The organism is Enterocloster citroniae (assembly GCF_040545455.1).
GTDB classification, from domain to species: Bacteria; Bacillota; Clostridia; order Lachnospirales; family Lachnospiraceae; genus Enterocloster; species Enterocloster citroniae.
This window is the reverse complement of sequence record NZ_JBEPLZ010000001.1, coordinates 68766-90698: the sequence shown is the minus strand read 5'-3', so window position 1 is coordinate 90698 and position 21933 is coordinate 68766. Positions and strand designations below refer to the sequence as shown.

The 21933-nt window shown below is 53.4% G+C and carries 18 protein-coding genes; 15 read left to right on the top strand and 3 right to left on the bottom strand.

What is annotated here, in order from left to right; translation table 11 throughout:
• Complete coding sequence (locus ABID13_RS00405; RefSeq protein ID WP_007863951.1) at positions 1–513, bottom strand: GNAT family N-acetyltransferase; 513 nt, start codon at positions 511–513, stop codon at positions 1–3.
• Between the two features lie 213 nt (positions 514–726).
• Here ABID13_RS00405 and ABID13_RS00400 point away from each other — a divergent pair, with 213 nt between their 5' ends.
• The 7 genes from ABID13_RS00400 (at position 727) to ABID13_RS00370 (ending at position 10786) form a co-directional block, all read left to right on the top strand.
• Positions 727–1314, top strand: a complete 588-nt coding sequence (locus ABID13_RS00400; protein WP_007863953.1) for a hypothetical protein — start codon at positions 727–729, stop codon at positions 1312–1314.
• 156 nt (positions 1315–1470) lie between these two features.
• A complete protein-coding gene (locus ABID13_RS00395; protein ID WP_045093291.1) occupies positions 1471–3555 on the top strand; it encodes a sodium-translocating pyrophosphatase in 2085 nt (694 codons plus the stop codon).
• Positions 3556–3769: 214 nt separating this feature from the next.
• On the top strand, positions 3770–5089 hold the full coding sequence (locus tag ABID13_RS00390; protein ID WP_007863957.1) for an aspartate kinase: 1320 nt from the start codon (positions 3770–3772) through the stop codon (positions 5087–5089).
• Positions 5090–5300: 211 nt separating this feature from the next.
• On the top strand, positions 5301–6806 hold the full coding sequence (gene pap / locus ABID13_RS00385; protein ID WP_048930664.1) for a polyphosphate:AMP phosphotransferase: 1506 nt from the start codon (positions 5301–5303) through the stop codon (positions 6804–6806).
• Entirely contained in the window at positions 6803–8047 is a 1245-nt protein-coding gene (locus ABID13_RS00380) for a BaiN/RdsA family NAD(P)/FAD-dependent oxidoreductase (RefSeq protein ID WP_048930665.1), read from the top strand. Before pap ends, ABID13_RS00380 begins: the two co-directional genes overlap by 4 nt.
• Positions 8048–8114: 67 nt before the next feature.
• Complete coding sequence (gene cmk / locus ABID13_RS00375) at positions 8115–8792, top strand: (d)CMP kinase (protein ID WP_007863961.1); 678 nt, start codon at positions 8115–8117, stop codon at positions 8790–8792.
• 2 nt (positions 8793–8794) lie between these two features.
• Complete coding sequence (locus ABID13_RS00370) at positions 8795–10786, top strand: bifunctional 4-hydroxy-3-methylbut-2-enyl diphosphate reductase/30S ribosomal protein S1 (protein WP_045093288.1); 1992 nt, start codon at positions 8795–8797, stop codon at positions 10784–10786.
• An 84-nt stretch (positions 10787–10870) separates the two neighbouring features.
• On the opposite strand, the gene ABID13_RS00365 is transcribed toward ABID13_RS00370, so the two are convergent.
• Complete coding sequence (locus ABID13_RS00365) at positions 10871–12208, bottom strand: GHKL domain-containing protein (protein ID WP_007863964.1); 1338 nt, start codon at positions 12206–12208, stop codon at positions 10871–10873.
• Positions 12208–12936 carry a LytR/AlgR family response regulator transcription factor gene (locus ABID13_RS00360; protein WP_007863967.1) on the bottom strand — a complete coding sequence of 243 codons (729 nt, stop codon included), beginning with the start codon at positions 12934–12936 and terminating at the stop codon, positions 12208–12210. Before ABID13_RS00360 ends, ABID13_RS00365 begins: the two co-directional genes overlap by 1 nt.
• Before the next feature lie 231 nt (positions 12937–13167).
• Here ABID13_RS00360 and ABID13_RS00355 point away from each other — a divergent pair, with 231 nt between their 5' ends.
• From ABID13_RS00355 to cobT, 8 genes are read left to right on the top strand one after another with little or no spacing between them, the layout of a single operon-like run.
• Entirely contained in the window at positions 13168–13380 is a 213-nt protein-coding gene (locus tag ABID13_RS00355) for an alpha/beta-type small acid-soluble spore protein (protein ID WP_007863968.1), read from the top strand.
• A 45-nt stretch (positions 13381–13425) separates the two neighbouring features.
• Complete coding sequence (locus ABID13_RS00350; protein ID WP_007863970.1) at positions 13426–14517, top strand: cobalt-precorrin 5A hydrolase; 1092 nt, start codon at positions 13426–13428, stop codon at positions 14515–14517.
• A 51-nt stretch (positions 14518–14568) separates the two neighbouring features.
• Positions 14569–15753, top strand: coding sequence for a cobalt-precorrin-5B (C(1))-methyltransferase CbiD (cbiD, locus tag ABID13_RS00345; RefSeq protein ID WP_048930666.1), 1185 nt, complete (start codon positions 14569–14571; stop codon positions 15751–15753).
• A 17-nt stretch (positions 15754–15770) separates the two neighbouring features.
• The gene (cobM, locus tag ABID13_RS00340) at positions 15771–17267 is read left to right on the top strand and encodes a precorrin-4 C(11)-methyltransferase (RefSeq protein ID WP_048930696.1); all 1497 of its coding nucleotides are present in this window, start codon (positions 15771–15773) and stop codon (positions 17265–17267) included.
• A complete protein-coding gene (cobK, locus tag ABID13_RS00335; RefSeq protein WP_048930667.1) occupies positions 17254–18120 on the top strand; it encodes a precorrin-6A reductase in 867 nt (288 codons plus the stop codon). The genes cobM and cobK overlap by 14 nt, the downstream gene beginning before the upstream one ends.
• Positions 18110–19447 (top strand): bifunctional cobalt-precorrin-7 (C(5))-methyltransferase/cobalt-precorrin-6B (C(15))-methyltransferase, encoded by a 1338-nt coding sequence (locus ABID13_RS00330; protein WP_007863975.1) that lies wholly within the window; start codon positions 18110–18112, stop codon positions 19445–19447. Before cobK ends, ABID13_RS00330 begins: the two co-directional genes overlap by 11 nt.
• Positions 19432–20877 (top strand): cobyrinic acid a,c-diamide synthase CobB, encoded by a 1446-nt coding sequence (locus ABID13_RS00325; protein WP_048930668.1) that lies wholly within the window; start codon positions 19432–19434, stop codon positions 20875–20877. Before ABID13_RS00330 ends, ABID13_RS00325 begins: the two co-directional genes overlap by 16 nt.
• Positions 20874–21932, top strand: a complete 1059-nt coding sequence (gene cobT / locus ABID13_RS00320; RefSeq protein ID WP_048930669.1) for a nicotinate-nucleotide--dimethylbenzimidazole phosphoribosyltransferase — start codon at positions 20874–20876, stop codon at positions 21930–21932. The genes ABID13_RS00325 and cobT overlap by 4 nt, the downstream gene beginning before the upstream one ends.
• Position 21933: the final 1 nt, after the last annotated feature.

Below are 21933 nucleotides of genomic sequence, written 5' to 3'. Positions count from 1 at the left end.
TTACAGCACCTTGTGATAGGCCAGCCTGGGGTCGCCTTTTTCCGTGCCCTCCGTGAGGGTGAGGCTGCCGCAGAGCGTGTATCCGCTTTTGGCAAGCGCCCGCTGCATGGAACGGTTGTCCGGATGGGTGTCGATGCGGATGTTGGTTAAGCCCATATGCCGCGCCAGGTCCTCAGACCGGCCAAACAGCTGTGCCGCAATGCCCCGGCCCTTGCATGATTCCTCCACGCAGACCCTGTGAAAGGCAGCATAGGGCTCTTGGTTTAACCAGGCGCCGTCAATCTGTGCATAGCTGGCTTCCGGCCCGGGGACCACTGTGATCATGCCCACGGCCTGTCCTTCCTGTTCCAAAACATGGATGGTCTTCTGTTCAATGGCGGCAGCAAGCCCCGGTCCGTCCGGATCGCCTTTCTGCCACTGATCAATGCCCCTGGCCCTGAATGATGCTTTTGCCTGATCCACCATATGGAGGAGCCTGGGCAGGTCCCTTTGTGTCGCTAACCGGTATATCATGTAATACCTCCCTGTCTGCAGCCAATCCTGCAATATCCGCCAATATAGGGCGGTTTTTTATCAGTATACATAATGGCGGGCGGTTTCGTCAACTTCCGGCTGAAATTGCAGGCATACTTGATTTTTTCCGCCTGGGTGCTATACTGAAATTAACATCATAAATATTACATATACCGCTGTGGTCCCATGGCGGAATGAAAGGGGATAATTGACATGGACACAAAACTTACAAGAGATCAGGCTTTGGAGACTCTTAAAAAATATAATACAGAGCCGTTCCACATCCTTCACGCGCTGACCGTGGAGGGAGCCATGAGATGGTTTGCAAAGGATCAGGGCTTTGAGGACGAGGAGGATTTTTGGGGACTTGTGGGGCTGCTCCATGACGTGGATTTTGAGATGTATCCCCAGGAGCACTGCATCAAGGCACCGGAACTGCTGAGACAGGCGGGGGCAGAGGAGGAACTCATCCGTGCGGTATGCAGCCATGGATACGGGATCATGGTGGATATCAAGCCGGAGCACCAGATGGAGAAGATCCTGTATGCGGTGGATGAACTCACTGGCTTGATCGGCGCAGCGGCCAGGATGCGTCCATCGGGAAGTGTGATGGATATGGAGGTGTCCAGCCTGAAGAAGAAATTTAAGGATAAACGGTTTGCGGCCGGTTGTTCCAGGGATGTGATCAAAAGCGGAGCTGAAAGCCTGGGATGGAGTTTGGAGGAACTGATGGAAAAGGCCATTTTAGCCATGCGTTCCTGCGAGGAGTCGGTGAATGAACAGATGGAAGCGTTGAAGTAAACGGACAGAAGTTTGAATGGAAGTAAACGGACAGAAGTTTGAACGGAAGTAAATGAACAGAAGTAAATGAACAAATAAAGGAGTTGAACTTGATCATGGTCCCCGATTGAATCTGACCGGGAAGTATCTGTTGCATATTCAGAAAGAAGGGGTGTTATGTATGCTATGTATTTCGTGGCAATTGGTTCACTGGCAGCGCTGGTCTTTGCAGCCTGCATGTTTGTCAGGGTAAAGAGGCAGCCCGGGGGCAGCCCGGAGATGCAGCGCATCTCCGGTTCGGTCCAGAAAGGGGCAAATGCTTATTTAAGGCGCCAGTACAAGGGCGTGGGGATATTTTTTGCCGTGGTTTTTGCGATCCTGGTTGTGATGGCATTCTGCGGCTTTTTGAGTTTTTTTACACCCTTTGCTTTTTTGACAGGGGGATTTTTCTCCGGCCTGTCCGGCTTTATCGGCATGAGGACGGCCACCATGGCCAACTGCCGTACGGCCCAGGGAGCTTCTGAAAGCCTGAACAAGGGGCTTAGAGTGGCGTTTTCCGCAGGATCGGTCATGGGATTTACCGTGGTTGGACTGGGACTTTTTGACCTGACTGTGTGGTATTTTATCCTGAACACGGCCTTTGGCAGTCTGCCTGAGGGGGAGCGGATCGCACAGATCACAGCCAACATGCTTACATTCGGCATGGGCGCCTCCAGCATGGCCCTGTTTGCAAGGGTTGGGGGAGGGATTTTCACAAAGGCCGCTGATGTGGGGGCGGATCTGGTTGGAAAGGTGGAAGCCGGAATCCCGGAGGATGACCCCAGGAACCCGGCAGTGATCGCCGACAATGTGGGGGACAATGTGGGGGATGTGGCCGGTATGGGCGCGGATCTGTACGAATCCTACGTGGGCTCCATTGTATCCACATCAGCCCTGGCAGTGGCGGCAGGGTATGGCGTCAGGGGCGTGGCTGTGCCCATGATGCTGGCTGCGCTGGGGGTGGTGGCATCCATTATCGGGACCTTTTTTGTGAACACAAAGGAGGATGCTTCCCAGAAGAATCTTCTTCAGGCACTGAGGACAGGAACCTATATCAGCGCGCTTTTAGTGGTGGCTGCGGCATTTTTTGCCATCCGTGTGCTGCTTCCCGGACACATGGGGATATATGCAGCCATCCTGTCCGGTCTTCTGGCCGGAGTGGCCATCGGGGCAATTACGGAATATTATACATCGGATTCCTATTCACCTACCAGAAAACTGGCAGGATCCAGCGAGACGGGAGGCGCTACCGTGATCATAAGCGGACTTTCCCTGGGCATGATGTCCACAGTGGCTCCTGTCATCATTGTGGGTGTTTCCGTGCTGGTGAGTTATTACTGCGCAGGCGGACAGGGGGATTTTAATGCGGGGCTTTACGGCGTGGGGGTGTCGGCAGTGGGAATGCTTTCCACTCTGGGAATTACCCTTGCAACCGATGCCTATGGACCGGTTGCGGACAATGCGGGGGGAATCGCCGAGATGACCCATATGCCCCCTGAGGTCAGACATAAGACGGACGCCCTGGATTCCCTGGGCAATACCACGGCTGCCACGGGAAAGGGATTTGCCATTGGTTCGGCGGCACTGACAGCCCTTGCTCTGATCGCTTCCTACATTGACAAGGTACGGCAGATCGCGCCGGATCTGTCCCTGGATCTTTCCATCACTAATCCCACGGTGCTCATCGGGCTCTTTATCGGCGGAATGCTTCCGTTCCTTTTTGCAGCCCTTACCATGGATGCGGTGGGGGAGGCGGCCCAGTCCATTGTGGTGGAGGTACGGCGTCAGTTTAAGGAGATCGCAGGGCTGATGGAGGGAAAGGCGGAGCCGGATTACAGCGCCTGTGTGGATATGTGTACCAAGTCCGCCCAAAGGCTTATGATCGCCCCGGCCATGGTTGCAGTGGCTGTTCCTGTGGCCGTGGGACTTCTTCTGGGGCCCCAGGGCGTTGCGGGACTTTTGGCCGGCAACACGGTGACCGGTTTTGTGCTGGCCGTAATGATGTCCAATGCAGGCGGTGCCTGGGATAATGCAAAGAAGTACATTGAAGGCGGTGCCCACGGAGGAAAGGGCAGTCCTGAACACAAGGCGGCGGTGATCGGAGATACGGTGGGCGATCCCTTTAAGGACACTTCAGGGCCATCCATCAATATCCTGATCAAGCTGACCTCCATGGTGTCCATTGTGTTTGCCGGGCTGGTGGTAGCGGTCCATTTGCTGTAATGCACAAAAACAAAAGAAATAAACCTGGATTTTCTGCAAAACAGTCCGCGGTATAAAAACATATGTCCTCTGTACGCAAATTTTTTCGTCTAAACCTATTGACATACTTGCTAAAGTAAGGTATCATTTGCACTTGTAACGCCATAGAGTATAAAAGCAGTTGATTTGTTAAGATATAAGCAGTGCAAAGTTAGAAGCAAGGGAGACGGATAAGATGAAAAAAGTGGTGAAGTTCGGCGGAAGCTCATTGGCCAGTGCGAGACAGTTCAAGAAAGTGGCGGATATCATAAAAGCTGATAAGTCCAGAAGATACGTGGTTCCTTCCGCGCCGGGCAAACGCAGTGACAAGGATGAGAAGGTTACGGATATGCTGTATGCCTGCTATGACGCTGTTGTGGAAGGCAGGTCCTACAAGAAGATCCTGGAGAAGATCAAAAGCAGATACCTGGATATCATTGACGGCCTCAACTTAAACCTGAACCTGGACCACGAATTCGAGAGGATTGAGGAGAATTTCCTGGCAAAGGCGGGAAGGGATTACGCCGCTTCCAGAGGAGAGTACCTGAACGGTATTGTGACCGCCAATTACCTGGGATATGAATTCATTGACGCAGCCGAAGTGATCTTTTTTGACGATAACGGAAACTTTGAGGCGGATCTGACCAACAGGGAGCTGTCTGAGCGCCTGGAGCATGTGGAGCGGGCGGTGATCCCAGGATTTTACGGTTCCAAACATGACGGCACGGTGAAGACATTTTCCAGGGGCGGCTCTGACGTGACCGGCTCCATTGTGGCCAAGGCGATCCATGCGGATATGTATGAGAACTGGACGGATGTATCCGGTGTCCTGGTGACAGACCCAAGGATCGTGGATGATCCTGAGGTGATCGAGACCATTACGTACAAGGAACTTCGGGAACTGTCCTACATGGGCGCAAGCGTCCTTCATGAAGATGCCATATTTCCGGTCCGCAAGGAGGGGATCCCCATCAATATCAGGAATACCAACCGTCCTGAGGATAAGGGTACGCTGATCGTGGAGAGCACCTGCCGCAAACCCCGCCATACCATAACAGGGATCGCGGGCAAGAAAGGATTCTGCTCCATCAACATTGAGAAGGCCATGATGAACGCCGAGGTGGGCTTTGGCCGCAAGGTGTTAAGCGTATTTGAGCAGTACGGCATTTCCTTTGAGCACATGCCCTCTGGCATTGATACCATGACGGTCTATGTGCACCAGTCTGAATTTGAGGAATATGAGCAGTCTGTGATCGCCGGGATACACAGGGCTGTGGAGCCGGATACCGTGGAGCTGGAGTCGGACCTGGCACTGATCGCAGTTGTAGGCCGGGGCATGAGGTCAAACCGGGGCACTGCGGGAAGGGTATTTTCCGCCCTTGCCCATGCCAGGGTGAATATTAAGATGATCGATCAGGGTTCCAGTGAGTGGAACATTATCATCGGGGTGAAGAATGATGACTTTGAGACAGCGATCCGTGCGATCTACGACATTTTTGTGATCACAGAACTGTGAGAAAGAACAAAGGATCCGGGATCGGGTCAATAACTTAAATATGCAACAAAAGAGTGGCACGGTAAAGCACCGTGCCATTTTTTCAGGAATATGTTGGAAAATCCATCCCCTTGTCATTATTTATTTTCTAATAGTAAAAAATATGGTATACTGGATAAAATAATAAGAGGTTGTCTGTCATCATGTGCCTGAGAACAAGGAGGATCTGCATATGTTGGAAAAAATTGATTTGAATAAAACCGTAGATAAGAAATCATACCGCAAGGTAATGGATGAGGCCTCTCAGAGACTGGGACTGCTGCAGCGGGAGTGCAAAGCTGCCGGGATTCCCGTGATCATTGTGTTTGAGGGAATGGGGGCTGCAGGCAAAGGGGTTCAGATCAACCGGCTGATCCAGGCCCTGGATCCCAGGGGATTTGACGTGTACGCATGTGACAGGCCCACTGAGGATGAGCAGATGCGCCCTTTCCTGTGGCGCTATTGGACCAAGACGCCGGCCAGGGGAAGGATCGCTATTTTTGACAGAAGCTGGTACCGCAGCGTGCAGGTGGACCGCTTTGACGGGCTGACGCCCGAGGATAAGCTGCCTGACGCATATCAGGACATACTGTCCTTTGAAAAGCAGCTGAGCGATGACGGCACGGTCATAATAAAGTTTTTCCTGTACATTGACAAAGAGGAGCAGAAAAAACGGTTTAAAAAGCTGGACGGGTCTAAGGAGACTGCATGGAGGGTCACCAGGGAGGACTGGGAGAGGAACAAGGAGTTTGAACGGTATCTCACCATGAATGAGGAGATGCTGGAGAACACGGATACGGATTATGCGCCATGGAGTATTATCGAGGCAGTGGATAGAGACTACGCTGCGCTGAAGATCGTGACAGCCGTCATGGACCGTCTGGAAAGCGAGCTGGAGGAGAGAAAGGCTGCCGGGGAGAAGCCGGCGGAGAAAACTCCTTTAAAGACAACCAGGGACCGCTTTAAAAACGGAGTCCTCTCAGGCATTGACCTGTCTAAAAGCCTGACGGAGGAAGAGTATAAGGAGCGGATGAAAAAGCTGCAGAAACGGCTTGCCCAGCTTCACAGTGAACTTTACCGGCTTCGGATCCCCGTGGTCATCGGATTTGAGGGCTGGGATGCCGGCGGCAAGGGCGGCGCCATCAAACGTCTGACAAGTCAGCTGGATCCACGGGGATACCGGGTGAATCCCACGGCAGCGCCCAATGACATAGAGAAGGTCCATCACTATCTGTGGCGTTTCTGGAACAATGTGCCAAAGGCCGGCCATATTGCCATTTTTGACCGCACATGGTACGGACGGGTCATGGTGGAGCGTATTGAGGGGTTCTGCACAGAGACCCAGTGGAAGCGGGCCTACCAGGAGATCAACGAGATGGAATCCCACATGGCCAATGCAGGCGCGGTGGTGCTTAAGTTCTGGCTCCATATCGACAAGGACGAGCAGGAGCGCAGGTTCAAGGAACGTCAGGCAGACCCCTTAAAGCAGTGGAAGATCACGGATGAGGACTGGCGCAACCGGGAAAAGTGGGACCAGTACGAGGATGCGGTCAATGAGATGCTGGTCCGCACCTCCACCACCTATGCGCCCTGGATCGTGGTGGAAGGAAATGACAAGCACTATGCCAGGGTAAAGGTGCTTCAGACAGTGGTGGATGCCCTGGAAAAGAAAATCAAGAAAGTAAAAGAGAGCAGATGAGTGACACAAAAGAGATAATCGTAGTGGGAGGCGGGGCAGCCGGGATGATGGCTGCCATTGCCGCCGCAAAGGAAGGCGCCAAGGTGCACCTTTATGAAAAAAATGAGAAACTTGGAAAAAAATTATTCATCACAGGCAAGGGCCGCTGCAACATAACCAATGCATGCGATATGGAGGAGCTTCTGGCATCGGTGGTGAGCAACTCCAAGTTCCTGTACAGCAGTTTTTACGGCTTTACCAACCAGGATATGATGAACCTGCTGGAGCAGGCGGGGCTTAGGCTCAAGGTGGAGCGGGGGAACCGTGTGTTCCCTCAGTCGGACAAGTCGTCTGACGTAATAGCTGCCCTGACCTCGATCCTTAAAAGGGAGGAGGTCCGGATCCACCTTCAGCAAAGGGTGGAGGGCCTGGTGATAGAGGACGGTATTTGTGTGGGAGTCCGTGTGGGCGGCCGCATTCACAGCGGGGAGGGCGTGATCGTGACCACAGGAGGCTTGTCCTACCCCACCACGGGTTCCACCGGTGACGGCTATGAGTGGGCCAGGGAAAGCGGGCACAAGATAACGGACCTGTCCCCTGCGCTGGCGGCCTTTGAGGTAAAGGAAGCGGATACTGTAAAGGAACTTCAGGGATTGTCCCTGAAGAACGTGGAGGCATGGATATCAGCTGGTAAAAAGGAGCTGTTCCGGGATTTTGGGGAAATGCTGTTTACCCATTTCGGAGTCAGCGGCCCCCTGCTTTTAAGCGCCAGCTCCTTTGGGGCAAAGGCAATCAGGAAGCAGCCCCTGGATCTGGTCATTGACTTAAAGCCTGCATTGTCCACGGAGCAGCTGGATGACAGGATCCTGCGGGACTTTACGGAAAGCATGAATAAGCAGTTCCGCAATTCCCTGTCCCATCTGTATCCCTCCAAACTGATCCCCGTGATCATTGCGCGCAGCGGCATTGATCCGGATAAGAAGGTCAATGAGGTGACCAGGGAAGAACGGGCCAGGCTTGTGAAGGTGACCAAGGGGCTCACCTTCACCCTGACCGGTTTAAGGGACTACAAGGAAGCGATCATCACCCAGGGAGGCATCTCTGTCCGGGACATAAATCCCTCCACCATGGAATCCAAGCGGGTGCGGGGACTGTATTTTGCAGGAGAAATACTGGATCTGGATGCGGTCACCGGAGGGTTCAACCTGCAGATCGCATGGTCCACGGGATGGGCGGCAGGCAGGGGCGCGGCCCTGGCTTAGGGCCAGTCCGGCCAAGGCGCCGGAGGACGTTTGAAAACTCATTATAAGACAGGAGAGTAATGAAAGCATGAAGCATTTTAACATAGCAATTGACGGTCCGGCGGGAGCGGGCAAAAGTACCATTGCCAAATTGGTGGCAAAGAAGCTGGGATTTGTGTACGTGGACACGGGCGCCATGTACCGCACCATGGCCCTCCATTTTCTGAGAAAAGGCATTGATCCCGCGGATGAAGCATCCATTGCAGAGGCATGCCGTGATGTGGACGTGACGATCCGGTACGAGGACGGCGCTCAGCAGGTGATCCTGAACCGGGAAAATGTCTCAGACCTGATCCGCACCGAGGAGGTTGGCAGCATGGCCTCAGCCACCTCTGTTTACATGCCTGTCCGGGAAAAGCTGGTGGAACTTCAGCAGGAGCTGGCGCGAAAAACAAATGTTATTATGGACGGCCGGGATATCGGAACCTGTGTGCTTCCCGATGCGCCTGCCAAGATCTACCTCACAGCTTCGGTGGATGTAAGGGCAAAGAGGCGGTACGGGGAATTGGTGGAAAAGGGTGTGGAGTGCGACCTGGAGTCCATTGCAGAGGATATAAAAGAGCGGGATCACAGGGATATGAACAGGGAACATTCACCCCTAAAGCAGGCAGAGGACGCCGTGCTCCTTGACAGTTCCCTCATGACCATCAGCCAGGTGGCGGATGCCATCATTGCCATTGCCCGTGAACATGGGCTGGAGGTGTGACCATGGAGCGGGAAGTGGTGGTGGCTAAAAGCGCCGGCTTCTGTTTCGGCGTGGAGCGCGCCGTGGATCAGGTGTACCAGCAGATCCAGGCAGTGAAGGATGGGCGGGCAAAGGGGCCTATTTATACCTATGGACCCATTATCCACAACGAGGAAGTGGTAAAGGACCTGGAGAGCAAGGGCGTCCGGGTGCTGGAGACAGAGGCGGATCTATTGTCCCTGCCCAGGGGAGAGGGGACGGTCATCATCCGTTCCCATGGAGTCAGCCGTCACATATATGACATCCTCGGCCAGCGCCAGGTGGCGATTGTGGATGCCACCTGCCCCTTTGTGAAGAAAATTCACCGCATCGTGTCGGAACATTCCCAGGCAGGGGATGCGGTGGTGATCATCGGAAGCCCGGACCATCCCGAAGTGGAAGGAATCAGGGGCTGGGGAAATGAGTACACCACGGTCATAGAAGACGGGGAAGGGGTTGATAAATTTTCTCTTCTTAAGGGTCAGAAGCTGTGTATCGTGTCCCAAACGACATTTAATTACAACAAATTTAAAGAATTAGTTGAAAAATTTTCAAAAAAGGGTTATGATAGTAGTGTTTTAAATACGATTTGCAATGCAACACAGGAAAGACAAGTGGAGGCAGCGAGGATTGCTTCACAGGTGGAGGCCATGATTGTTATAGGTGGCAGGCATTCTTCTAACACCCAGAAGCTATATGAAATATGCCTCAAGGAATGTAAAAACACATGTTACATTCAGACACTCGGCGATTTAGATCCTGACAGTGTATCTTCTGTGCGCAGCGTAGGTATTACAGCTGGGGCATCCACCCCAAAAAAGATTATTGAGGAGGTTCATACCAGAATGGCAGAGCAGAGTTTTGCAGAGTTATTAAAGGAAGAGGAAGAATCAACCAAACCAATACGTACAGGAGAGATAGTTACCGGTCAGGTCATCGAAGTCAGCAAAGATGAGATTATTCTGAGTATTGCAGGGAATAAGTCGGAAGGCGTTATTACCCGTGATGAATACAGCAACGACAATAATGTAGATTTGACCACCAAAGTACAGATTGGTGAGGAGATGGAAGCCAAAGTCATTAAGCTGAATGACGGCGTGGGCATGGTTTCTTTATCCTATAAGCGTATGGCGGCTGACAGAGGCAATAAGCGTCTGGAAGAGGCGTTTGAGAACCAGGAGGTTCTGACCGCAAAGGTAGCACAGGTATTAGACGGAGGCTTAAGCGTTGAGGTTGAGGGCGCTAGGGTATTTATCCCGGCCAGCCTTGTATCTGACAGCTATGAGAAAGATCTGTCCAAGTATGCCGGACAGGACATTGAATTTGTGATTACAGAGTTCAATCCCAAGAGAAGAAGGATCATTGGCGACAGAAAGCAGCTGTTGGTTGCACAGAAGGCACAGCTGAAAGAAGAACTGTTCTCCAGAATCCAGATTGGTGATGCAGTGGAAGGAACTGTTAAGAATGTGACAGATTTCGGTGCATTCATTGACCTGGGCGGAGCGGATGGACTGCTTCATATTTCTGAGATGAGCTGGGGCCGTGTTGAGAACCCTAAGAAGGTATTCAAGGCCGGAGACCAGGTGAGGGTCCTGATCAAGGATATCCAGGGTGAGAAGATTGCACTGAGTCTTAAGTTCCCTGAGGCGAATCCATGGGTACAGGCAGCAGAGAAGTATGCTGTTGGTAATGTTGTAGTAGGCCGTGTGGCGCGTATGACGGATTTCGGCGCATTTGTTGAGTTGGAGCCGGGCGTAGATGCTCTTCTTCATGTTTCCCAGATTTCCAGAGAACATGTTGAGAAGCCAGCAGACGTATTGAGGATCGGTGAAGAGATTGAAGCAAGAGTGGTAGACTTCAACGAAGCAGACCACAAGATCAGCCTGAGCATCAAGGCTATGATGGCTCCTGCAGCACAGGATCTGGATGTAGCTGACGTGGATATTGATGCGGTAGCACAGCAGGTAGAAGAATAATCGTATGTTATAAGACCGGTTGCAGACAGATGCCTGCAGCCGGTTTTTGTCTTTGGGCGGGAACTGGTTACCTGCGCCTTATAGTTACTTCATAAGCGGATTTAAAAGCAGGGATGCTTCAAAGATGCCTTCCTCGTAGGTGAATTTAAGGATTCCGTGATACCGGTCCACCAGGTAGCGCACCGATGATGTGCCGGTGCCCAGATCATCCCTTTTGGAGGACATGAAACGTCCGTCCTTCAGGCATATGACATGGGTGTAGGTATTGCGTACGGACAGGGCGATCATGGATTTGCCGGCCTGTCCGATATTGATGGCAATGGAGGCAGGGCCGCAGGTCTGGCGCATACAGGACTCCACCGCATTGGAGAGCAGGTTTCCAAGAATGGTGCAGAAATCGATCTCGGGAACGGGTAGGGAGGGCGGAAGCGAAATGGAGGTCTCCACATCGATTCCCTGATCCTGCGCCAGCTTGATGTAATAATTGAGAAGGGCGTTGGAGGATACGTTGGAGCAGTATTGCACCATGGAAAGGGCTTCAAAGCTTCCCAGATATTCGTTGATATATTCCAGGGCCTGATCTGCCTTTTCTTCCTCCAGGAGTCCCTTGAGAGTGATAAGGTGGTGGCGGTAATCATGGCGCACTTTCTTAAGCTGGTCCAGGTTGTACTGAAGGGTCGCCATTTGGGAGGTCTGAACGCTGGCCAGGAGCCTGGTGGTCCGGTACTGTTCCTTGATGGCATAGCTTTGGGCCAGTCTGGAAAGGATTCTCAGGGTTACGTAATGCACCGCGTAAATACATACGGCCCAGCCCATAACAGAGAAGGCGGCATTGGGATGTCTGGCCAGGAATAGCTGGGCGGGAACACTTCCTGTATCAAAGTGATATACGATAAAGAACAGCACGGGAATGGAGACCAGATGCTTCCACACCGGCAGGGGGCGCGTGTAATCCACGGCTTCCAGCAGATAACAGTGGAGCAGATAGTAGGCGCTGCTGACCATGACAAAGAGCAGCAGCAGGCGGTAAGCCAGTTCTGCGTTGGCGATGTGGAGATTTCCTTTGGGAAGGTTCCTGGAAGCATAGATCAGGCTGGCGCAAAAGACAGCAATATCAGCGAAGTTTTTAAACAGAAACAGCGTGTACACCACCACCTGCCAGTCTGCCTTTGAAAGCCATCTGCACAGCAGTACATTGGCCGTCATGGTGATGCAGACCCAGGGAAGATAAATCTGATCCCTGGAAAAACGAAGGGATGCAAAGGTAAAAAGGCACACAAAAAAAAGGTATCCTGCAAGAATACCTGTAATTTTAGCCGCAGAAAATCTCCATTCTTTGCGGAATGTAATGATAAACGGAAGGATTACAAATAAAATCTCAGCCAGGATCGTACAGACCAGCTGAATATCGATAGAAACCATCAGATACCTCCATTTAGCTTTGAAAACTGATAGTCTGCATACTGCTGATGGATCTGGGACCGCAGATTCCTGGTGATGGGAAGCTGTTCTCCTGTGGTGAGCACAAATTCCGTCTTTTCAAGGGCGGAAACCTTATCCATGTTGATGATACAGTTCCTGTAACAGCATATGAACTGGGGATAACACAGCAGCAGACTAGAAAAGTCATGGAACCTCATATAGGTTCTCACGGTCTTATCCTCCAGGTGGATCTGGATGTAGTGGTTGCTGTAGTCCGTGTACAGGATATCGTCAATGGGCAGCTTGACCATGATGCGGCTTTCTTTTACTTCGATATAGTGGCTGCGCTTTTTCTGGGACACGGATCTGAAATAGTCCATGGTCTGGCTGAACTTTCCGTAGCGCAGGGGCTTTACCATGTAGTCCAGGGCACGGACTTCATACCCCTTCAGGGCAAAATCTGTGCTGCTGGTGGTAAAGATAAGGGCGCATTGGTCATCATCCTTGCGGATGCGTTCTGCAACACGGATTCCGGATGCCTCTCCTTTCAGAAAAATATCTATAAAAACAAGGTCAAATGCATTCCTGTGCCATAAATGAAGAAAGTCAGCGGCAGTGTTAAATATTGTCGTTTGCTGGCAGATATGTGCATCCGTAAAATACGTGTTTATATAACCGGCCAACTGACGCGCCTCATCAATGGAGTCATCAATTACTGCGATATTCACGTTGTGCTTCCTTTCTACATTTAACATGAAATATATAGCCGATAGATTATGTGAAAATTTCGTCAAAATATTGTATATAATGGGACAATAAATATAGATTCAGTATAATATACAACAAGTTAAAAAGCAAGAGTAATTGGAATTAGTTGTAAAGACCGTATAGGGGGGCCTGTGCATGGGCATAATCCTTTTGTACTTAATTGAAAGATATGAAAGGAGCTGTAAATTAGCATGGGAAAAGCAAAAAAGGGAGATCCCTTTGATCCTCATAACTTAAGTCCCCAGGACCAGCTGAAATTTGAGATTGCCCAGGAACTGGGACTGGAATCCAAGGTCATCGAAGGCGGATGGAGAAGCCTGACGGCAAAGGAGAGCGGAAGGATCGGAGGATTGATCACAAAGCGCAAGCGCGAGATGAAGCAGGAGGCATTGCAGCAGGATTAAATATCCGTTATACTGGAGCGGGGGTTGGGCAGCGGAGGAATACAGATGAAGATAGGAATTATCAGTTTTACAGCCAAGGGAAGCCGGCTGTGCAGCCGGCTGGCTAACGGACTGGCAGGGGAAATGCTGGAATGCACCGGATATGTACCGGAGCGTTTCCGGGACGGGGAATGTGAAAATATTAATATACAGTGCCGGGAACAGTCCCTTGACCAGTGGACCGCGGCCATGTTTGGCGACCACAGGGCCATGGTGTTTGTGGGAGCGGCCGGGATCGCTGTCAGGGCCATTGCCCCCTTTGTCCGGGATAAGATGGAAGATCCTCCCGTGGTAGTGGTGGATGAGGCAGGGCGTTTTGTTATACCCATCCTGTCCGGCCATGTGGGAGGGGCAAACCGTCTGGCCGTCCGGATCGCGCGTCTGTTGGGGGCTGTTCCCGTCATCACCACTGCCACTGACGTGAACGGCCTTTTTGCAGTGGATGTGTTTGCAGCCGAGAACCGGCTTGTGATCGCGGACAGGGAAGCTGCAAAGCAGGTATCCGTGGATCTGCTGGAGGGGACGCCGGTAGGCTTTTTCAGTGATTTTGACCTGGGGACCGGCCGGGTGCCGGCTGGATGTGTCCGGGATGTCTGTGAAAGAAATATATGGATTACGGTGAATGATGAGAGAACATGGAAAGAACGGTATCAAACGTCCGGGGAGAAACAGGACAAGCCCGGGCTGTTAAGACTGGTGCCAAAAGCTGTGACAGTGGGCGTTGGATGCCGCCGCGGAGTGGAGGTCCATGCTCTGGAGCACCGGGTAAGGGAGTGCCTGGACAGACATGGGATCGATCCGGCTTCTGTAAAAACATTGGCTACCATTGATGTGAAACGGGACGAAGCGGCCGTGCTTGCGCTGGCCCGAGACCGTGGGTGGGAGCTGGCGTTTTACAGCGCCTGTGAATTGTCCGGGGTGAAGGGAGAGTTTCGGGAATCGGACTTTGTCAGACGGACCGTAGGCGTGGGCAATGTGTGCGAGAGAGCCTGTCTGGCAAAGGGGGGAGGCCTGGCGTTTGGCCGTGAAGCCGGGGACGGGATCACGGTGGCTGCCGCCGTGCTTCCGGTCAAATTAAACATTGAGAAATACATATAGATATGGTATACTTTTAGCTTATAAGTCAGAGGTTGGACAGCAGGTGATACGATGGGAGACTCATACATCTATAAGAATCAGAAAAAATTGCGATGGGGATATACCACGGGTACTTGTGCGGCAGCGGCTTCTTTGGCGGCTGCCGTTATGCTGCTTGGCGGCAGGCGGACAGAGCAGGTGGCCATTACCACGCCTAAGGGGATAGGGCTGGATCTGGAGGTGGAGGACATTTCCATGGGACAGGCCTTTGTTTCCTGCGGGGTGAGGAAGGACGCGGGGGATGACCCTGATGTGACCGATGGGCTGACCGTATATTCCAGGATCACAGTTTGCGGGGAGAGGGACATTTGTAAAAGTGGGTTTTATGAATATAAAAATGACCAATTTTGCCTGAGACTAGTAGGCGGAGTGGGAGTTGGAACTGTTACAAAGGATGGATTGAGCTGTGAGGTGGGAAAAGCAGCTATTAATCCTGTGCCCCGGCAGATGATTTTCCGGCAGGTGGCTGACCAGTGCATGGAATACGGATTCAAAGGTTTTCTGCAGATCGAGATCAGCGTACCCGGGGCAGTGGAAGTGGCAAAGAGGACCTTTAACAGCAAACTGGGAATACAGGGAGGCATTTCCATACTGGGGACCAGCGGTATGGTGGAACCCATGAGTGAATCGGCCCTTTTGGAAACCATACGCCTGGAGCTGAGGCAGAAGGTGCTGGCAGGATATGAAAGGGTTATCATTGCTCCCGGGAATTACGGGGAGGCGTTTTTAGAGCATTCCCTGGGGATCGGGCTGGACCAGGCGGTCAAGTGCAGTAATTTCATCGGCAGTACCATTGATATGGCGGTGGAGGAAGGGGTAAAGGCCCTGTTCCTGGTGGGACATGGAGGAAAGCTGCTGAAACTGGCGGCAGGTATTATGAACACCCACTCATCAGTGGCAGATGGGCGCATGGAGATATTGGCAGCATATGGAGCGGCCTGCGGAGCCGGCTGCTCTTTGGTAAACCTGATACTGGATGCCATCACCGTGGACGAAGGGCTTCGGCTGTTGGAAACCAGGGAAGGTCTTCGGGAACAGGTGATGGAGCGGATCATGGAACGTATAACGGAACATCTGAAACAAAGGGCGGCGGGCAGACTGGATATCCAGGCCCTGGTATTTACCAATGAACGGGGGATACTGGGAATGACACCGGGAGCGTCCGGGATGCTTGCACGTTTGAAGGCGAATCAATGAAGCGGAAGGTGATATGGATGATACATATAGTAGGAGCAGGTCCGGGAAGCCCGGATCTGATAACAGTGCGAGGACAAAAACTGCTTGGCAAAGCGGATGTGGTGATCTATGCAGGGTCCCTGGTGAATCCTGAGCTTCTTGACATGACCAGGGAAGGCGCGCTTATCTATGACAGCGCCAGGATGACCCTGGAGGAAGTGATTGGGATCGTGGAGCGGTCCTGGGAAGCAGGCCTTTGCGTGGTGCGCCTTCACACAGGGGATCCCTGTATTTACGGGGCGATCCGGGAGCAGATGGACTGGATGGATGAAAAGGGGATTGCATATGATATATGTCCGGGGGTAAGTTCCTTTTGCGGGGCTGCGGCAGCCCTTGGAATGGAGTATACACTGCCGGATGTGACACAGAGCGTGGTGATCACCAGAATGGCGGGCAGGACTCCGGTTCCGGAGCGGGAGTCCATACGCGGTTTTGCGTCCCACGGTGCAGCCATGGTGATATTCCTGAGCACGGGAATGGTGAAGGAACTGTCCCGGGAACTGATGGAGGGCGGATATAAGGCGGATACGCCGGCGGCCATTGTCTATAAGGCCACCTGGCCGGAGGAAAAGGTGGTGCGCTGCACGGTGGGAACCCTGAAGGAAGCGGCGGAAAAGGAGCATATCACAAAGACGGCTCTGATCGTGGTGGGGGACAGCGTGGCCCAGAAGGGGTATGAGCGTTCTAAACTGTATGATCCTGGGTTTACGACCATGTACAGGGAGGGAAAGCGCGCCCCGGGCACCATGTATGTGGTGGGCATGGGACCTGGAAACGTGGGACAAATGACCGGGGAGGCCCTGGAAACCTTAAGGCGCTGCCAGGTCATTGCAGGCTATACGGTCTATGTGGATCTGGTGCGTGAGCATTTTCCTCAGAAAGAATTTCTGACAACAGCCATGACACGGGAGGAAGAGCGGTGCCGTAAGGCCCTGGAGTGCTGTATGGAGGGAAAGGACACGGCTATGATATGCAGCGGGGATGCCGGCGTCTATGGCATGGCAGGCTTGATGCTGGAGCTGTCCAAGGAGTATCCCGGGATAGAGGTTAAGATCGTGCCGGGAGTTACTGCCGCATGTGCGGGAGGAGCTGTTCTTGGAGCTCCCCTCATGCATGATTTTGCAGTTGTCAGCCTCAGCGACAGACTGACGCCGCTGGATACGATCTGGGACAGGATCGAGTCAGCGGCCCGGGCGGATTTTGTCATGTGTATTTATAATCCTGCCAGCAAGGGGAGACCTGATTATTTCAGACAGGCATGCCAGCGGATCCTGAAATACAGGTCCGGGGATACGGTCTGCGGTCTGGTGGCCAATATTGGACGGGAGGGACAGTCCATGGAGGTGTTGTCCTTAGAGGAGATAAAGGACAGGCAGGTGGACATGTTTACCACTGTGTACATCGGAAACTCGCACACCAAACAGATCGGGCCGTATATGGTGACGCCCAGGGGCTACAGGCATGGAGAAAAGTGAAAGTAAAGAAAAGAAAAAGGCAGTGCTTTTTGCGGGCACCACGGAAGGCCGCCTGCTGGCCGGATATCTCGTATCCATGGGATGCGAGACAGTGGTATGCGTGGCCACGGAATATGGGCAGTATATAATGGAATCCTGCACAGTGGAGCCAGATGCGCAGCCGGACGCGCAGCCGGACGCGCAGCCAGACGCGCAGCCGGGCATGCAGCCGGACGCGCAGCCGGACATCCGGCAGGGCCGCCTTGACCGGGCCGGGATGGAGGCATTGCTGGACCAGGTAAAGCCGGGGATGGTAATAGACGCCACCCACCCCTATGCGGTTGAGGTTACGCGGAACATACGAACGGCATGTGAGACACGGCCGTGGATCCGGCTTCTGCGGTGTCAGAGGGACAAAGGCAGGGAGCGTGAGGACGTGGTCTCCGTCCCGGATCTGGGGACAGCAGTTTCCTGGTTAAAGCACAGGGAGGGCAATATACTGGTGACAACAGGCAGCAAGGAGCTGGCTTCCTTCTGTGAACTTAAGGATTACCGGCAGAGGGTATATGCCAGGGTCCTGCCGTCTGTGGAGTCTGTGCAGATATGCAGGAACCTGGGGTATGAAGGACGCCATATCATTGCCCTGCAGGGTCCCTTTTCCAGGGAAATGAACCTGGCTATGATCCGTGAATATGATTGCCGTTATCTTGTTACCAAGGACGGAGGCCGGGCCGGAGGGCTGGAGGAAAAGCTGGACGCGGCTTCCAGGGCCGGGATCACGGCCGTTTTAATAGACAGACCGGACAGCGGCCAGGGAATTTCACTGGAGGAAGTAAAAAAACAGATAAAGGAGTGGATGGACCATGAGGGATGACAATGCATATATGGATGAGCTGCGTCCAATTGTATATCTGGTGGGGATCGGCATGGGGGGCGAGGACCAGCTGACAGGCCGGGCCATGGATTGCCTGGAGGCAGCGCAGGTGGTTACGGGAGCGGAACGCATGCTGGAAAGTGTTCGCTCATATACGGAGGGAAAGCGTGTGTTTTCCGCCTATAAACCAAGCGAGATGGTGCAGTGGCTGGGCAGCTTTAAGTGGGAGGAGGCAGCGCTGGTGCTTTCCGGGGACACCGGCTTTTACAGCGGCGCGGAGGCGGCTGCCAAAGCCTTTATGAGAGAGGGCTGGGATGTGGAGTATGTTCCGGGCATATCCAGCTTATCCTACTTCTGCGCGCGTCTGGGGAAAAGCTGGCAGAATGTCCATGCTGTGAGCAACCACGGACGGGAGTGCGATGTGGTTGCCCATATAAGGAACCACAGGTCCTGTTTTGTCCTTCTGGGAGGACCGGGAAGCGTGCCTTCCCTCTGCCGCCAGCTGGTGAGCAGCGGCATGAGCCATGTGAGCGTATGGGCGGGAGAAAATTTCTCCTATGAGGACGAGCGGATTAGCTGGGAGATGACACCGGCGGAACTGATCATGGAGGATGAACATCATCCGTTCGGAAGCCTTGCCTGTGTTTTGGTGGAGAATGAGCAGGCGCTGGAGGGACAGCTCTATCCCGCAGCAGGGCCTGAGGACAGTGATTTCATCAGAGGGCAGGTGCCCATGACAAAGGCTGAGGTCAGACGGCTTTCCCTGGAAAAACTTCGTATAGGCGATGGCGCTGTGTGCTATGACATCGGCGCAGGCACCGGATCCGTGGCCGTGGAAATGGGGATGGAGATCAGGCGCAGGGGCGGCACCGGAGAAGTGTATGCCATTGAGCGAAGCGGGGAAGCTCTGCAGCTGATCCAATCCAATGCCCAGAAATTCCATGGGGCCTGGCAGGGCTTTCATATCGTGGAGGGGGAGGCTCCCGGGGCGATGAAGGAGCTTCCTGCTCCCACCCATGCGTTTATCGGGGGAAGCGGGGGCAGGATGAAGGAGATCGTGGAAACCCTTTTGGAAGCCAACCCTGAAACCCGCATTGTGGCCAATGCCATTACATTGGAGACCGTGGGGGAGATCCTGGACTGTATCCGCGAATTCGGATTCCGGGAAACGGAGCTGGTCCAGGTATGGGCAGCGCCGGTGGAATCCGTGGGCAGATATCACATGCCCAAAGCCCAGAATCCCGTGTATGTGGCAGCCATGCAGTATCCGGCCGATGCGGAGGAACCGGCCGGCGGCGGGGGTGAGATACAATGGCAGGAGTTATGATCGCTGCAGGGAAAAGCGGAAGCGGAAAGACCATGGTGACCTGCGGCCTGCTGTCCCTTCTTGAAAGAAAGGGATGGGATCCCTGGGGATTCAAATGCGGACCGGATTATATTGACGGCCTGTTTCACCGCAAGGTGCTGGGCGTGGAAAGCGGAAATCTGGACAGTTTTTTTGAGACACCGGAGCATATGCGCAGAAAGTATTCAGGCGCTGCCATGGACCACTTTGCCGTGGTTGAGGGAGTGATGGGATATTTTGACGGCCTGGGAGGTATTTGCGTAAAGGGCAGCTCCTATGAGGTGGCCGGTATCCTGGAGATCCCCGTGATACTGGTGGTGGATGCAAAAGGGGCCAGTCTGTCCCTGGCAGCCCAGATCCATGGGTTCATGGAATATATCCCGCCGTATGACCGGGGGGAGAGTCCCTCCTGCCATAATCATATTGCAGGCGTCCTGTTTAACCGTATGTCTCCCATGATATATGAACAGATGGGTAAACTGGTGGAGGAACAGCTTCATATACCTGTGGTGGGATATGTGCCTGAGCTGGACTTCCTTCAGGTCCAAAGCCGCCATCTGGGATTGATCCTTCCCCATGAGATAGAGGGACTCAAAGGTCAGATGGAGCAGCTGGCCGATGTGATGGAGAGGACAGTGGATATAAAAAAGCTGGCAGCGGTTTCCGGGTATGTTAACGGACAGGCAAAAATACGAGAAAAAAACTCACGAGAAAAAAACTCAAAAGAAGAATGCGCACAAAAAACAGATTCCAAGAAAAATATTGAGAGATTTTCTCTTGGAGTGGCTATGGATGAGGCGTTCTGCTTCTATTACAGAGACAACCTGGATGCCATGGAGCAGGCGGGCGCAAGGCTTGTGTATTTCAGCCCTGTCCATGACAGGGAGCTGCCGGATGGGCTGGATGGGCTTCTGTTTGGCGGAGGGTATCCGGAAAACCATGCCGGGCAGCTGTCTGAAAACGTGACCATGCGCCTCTCGGTGTCCGAGGCGGCTAAAAGGGGAATGCCCATATTGGGAGAATGCGGAGGATACCTCTATCTGTTGGATACACTGGAAGGGGCGGATGGACAGGATTATCCCATGGTCGGGGTGTTTTCCGGCCGCGGCTATAGGGGCAGGGAAAAAGGGCGTTTTGGATATATCACCCTGTATCCGGAAAGGGAACTCCCCTATATGCCCACTGGCGGATGGATCAAAGGGCACGAGTTCCATTACTGGAACTGTGAGGTGAAAAAAGAGGTCTGTGTAATGACTGCCAGAAAACCTGTAGGTGACAGGTCGTGGCCGTGTATGAGATCAGAGGGAAATGTGATGGCAGGTTTTCCCCACCTGTATTATCCCTCCTGTCCTCAACTGGTGGAACGGTTTGCGGCGAGGTGTATCAAATTTGGAAAGGAAACAAGAGCATGACAATGGAGGAAGCGATTCATTCGGTCAGGGGAGCGGACCGCGGCGCCCTGGAGCAGGCTTTGTCACACTGGGACAGGGTGGCAAAGCCCCTTAACAGCCTGGGCGTCCTGGAGGAGGATATTGTCCGTATTGCAGGAGCCTCGGGGTCCCATCACATTTCCATTGATAAAAAGGCAATTGTGGTTATGTGCGCGGACAATGGAATTGTTGAGGAAGGGGTGACACAGACAGGGCAGGAGGTCACTGCCATTGTGGCCGGAAACATGGGAAAAGGCTGCTCCTGCGTATGCCTGATGGCTGAAAAGGCAGGGGCGAAGGTGATACCTGTGGACGTGGGCATGAACTGCTGCGGGGAGATCCCCGGAGTCATACCGGAAAAGGTTTCCATGGGTACAAAGAATTTCCTGAGGGAACCTGCCATGAGCCGTGAACAGACGGTGATGGCAATGGAAGCGGGGATACGGATCGCAGAAGGTCTGAAAAGCAGGGGATACAATCTGGCGGGCTCCGGAGAGATGGGAATCGGGAACACCACCACCAGCAGTGCGGTGCTGTCCGTTCTGCTGGATCAGGATCCTGGACAGGTGACCGGGCGGGGGGCCGGCCTTACCGCCGAGGGGTACAAAAGAAAGATAAGGGTCATAAAGGATGGGATCGCCCTCCACAGGCCGGACAGGGAAGATCCCGTGGACGTACTTTCAAAGGTGGGGGGACTGGACCTGGCGGCGCTGGCCGGTTTCTACATAGGCTGTGGGGCGGTGGGCCTTCCCGTGGTGATCGATGGACTGATCACAGGAGCGGCAGCCCTGGCGGCGGTGGGCATCTGCCCGCCGGTAAAGGATTATCTTCTGGCCTCCCACATTTCAGCGGAACCGGCAGGGGCAATGGTGCTGAAAGCCCTGGGTTTAAAGCCTGCCATCCAGGCCGGGATGTGCCTGGGGGAAGGGACCGGGGCAGCGGCCCTGTTCCCCCTCCTTGACATGGCGGCGGTTGTGTATGACCGGATGAGCAGCTTTGAGGAAATTCATGTGGAGCAATATGAACATCTGAAGTGAT

Bases quoted from the DNA above. Each gene is read 5' to 3' on its own strand.
- ABID13_RS00350 (WP_007863970.1), top strand. From the start codon at position 13,426: ATGAAGATAGGAATTATCAGTTTTACAGCCAAGGGAAGCCGGCTGTGC.
- ABID13_RS00325 (WP_048930668.1), top strand. From the start codon at position 19,432: ATGGCAGGAGTTATGATCGCTGCAGGGAAAAGCGGAAGCGGAAAGACC.
- ABID13_RS00380 (WP_048930665.1), top strand. From the start codon at position 6,803: ATGAGTGACACAAAAGAGATAATCGTAGTGGGAGGCGGGGCAGCCGGG.
- cobK (WP_048930667.1), top strand. From the start codon at position 17,254: ATGGAGAAAAGTGAAAGTAAAGAAAAGAAAAAGGCAGTGCTTTTTGCG.
- ABID13_RS00355 (WP_007863968.1), top strand. From the start codon at position 13,168: ATGGGAAAAGCAAAAAAGGGAGATCCCTTTGATCCTCATAACTTAAGT.
- ABID13_RS00365 (WP_007863964.1), bottom strand. From the start codon at position 12,208: ATGGTTTCTATCGATATTCAGCTGGTCTGTACGATCCTGGCTGAGATT.
- ABID13_RS00405 (WP_007863951.1), bottom strand. From the start codon at position 513: ATGATATACCGGTTAGCGACACAAAGGGACCTGCCCAGGCTCCTCCAT.
- ABID13_RS00400 (WP_007863953.1), top strand. From the start codon at position 727: ATGGACACAAAACTTACAAGAGATCAGGCTTTGGAGACTCTTAAAAAA.
- pap (WP_048930664.1), top strand. From the start codon at position 5,301: ATGTTGGAAAAAATTGATTTGAATAAAACCGTAGATAAGAAATCATAC.
- ABID13_RS00395 (WP_045093291.1), top strand. From the start codon at position 1,471: ATGTATGCTATGTATTTCGTGGCAATTGGTTCACTGGCAGCGCTGGTC.
- ABID13_RS00330 (WP_007863975.1), top strand. From the start codon at position 18,110: ATGAGGGATGACAATGCATATATGGATGAGCTGCGTCCAATTGTATAT.
- ABID13_RS00370 (WP_045093288.1), top strand. From the start codon at position 8,795: ATGGAGCGGGAAGTGGTGGTGGCTAAAAGCGCCGGCTTCTGTTTCGGC.
- cobT (WP_048930669.1), top strand. From the start codon at position 20,874: ATGACAATGGAGGAAGCGATTCATTCGGTCAGGGGAGCGGACCGCGGC.
- cbiD (WP_048930666.1), top strand. From the start codon at position 14,569: ATGGGAGACTCATACATCTATAAGAATCAGAAAAAATTGCGATGGGGA.
- cmk (WP_007863961.1), top strand. From the start codon at position 8,115: ATGAAGCATTTTAACATAGCAATTGACGGTCCGGCGGGAGCGGGCAAA.
- cobM (WP_048930696.1), top strand. From the start codon at position 15,771: ATGATACATATAGTAGGAGCAGGTCCGGGAAGCCCGGATCTGATAACA.
- ABID13_RS00390 (WP_007863957.1), top strand. From the start codon at position 3,770: ATGAAAAAAGTGGTGAAGTTCGGCGGAAGCTCATTGGCCAGTGCGAGA.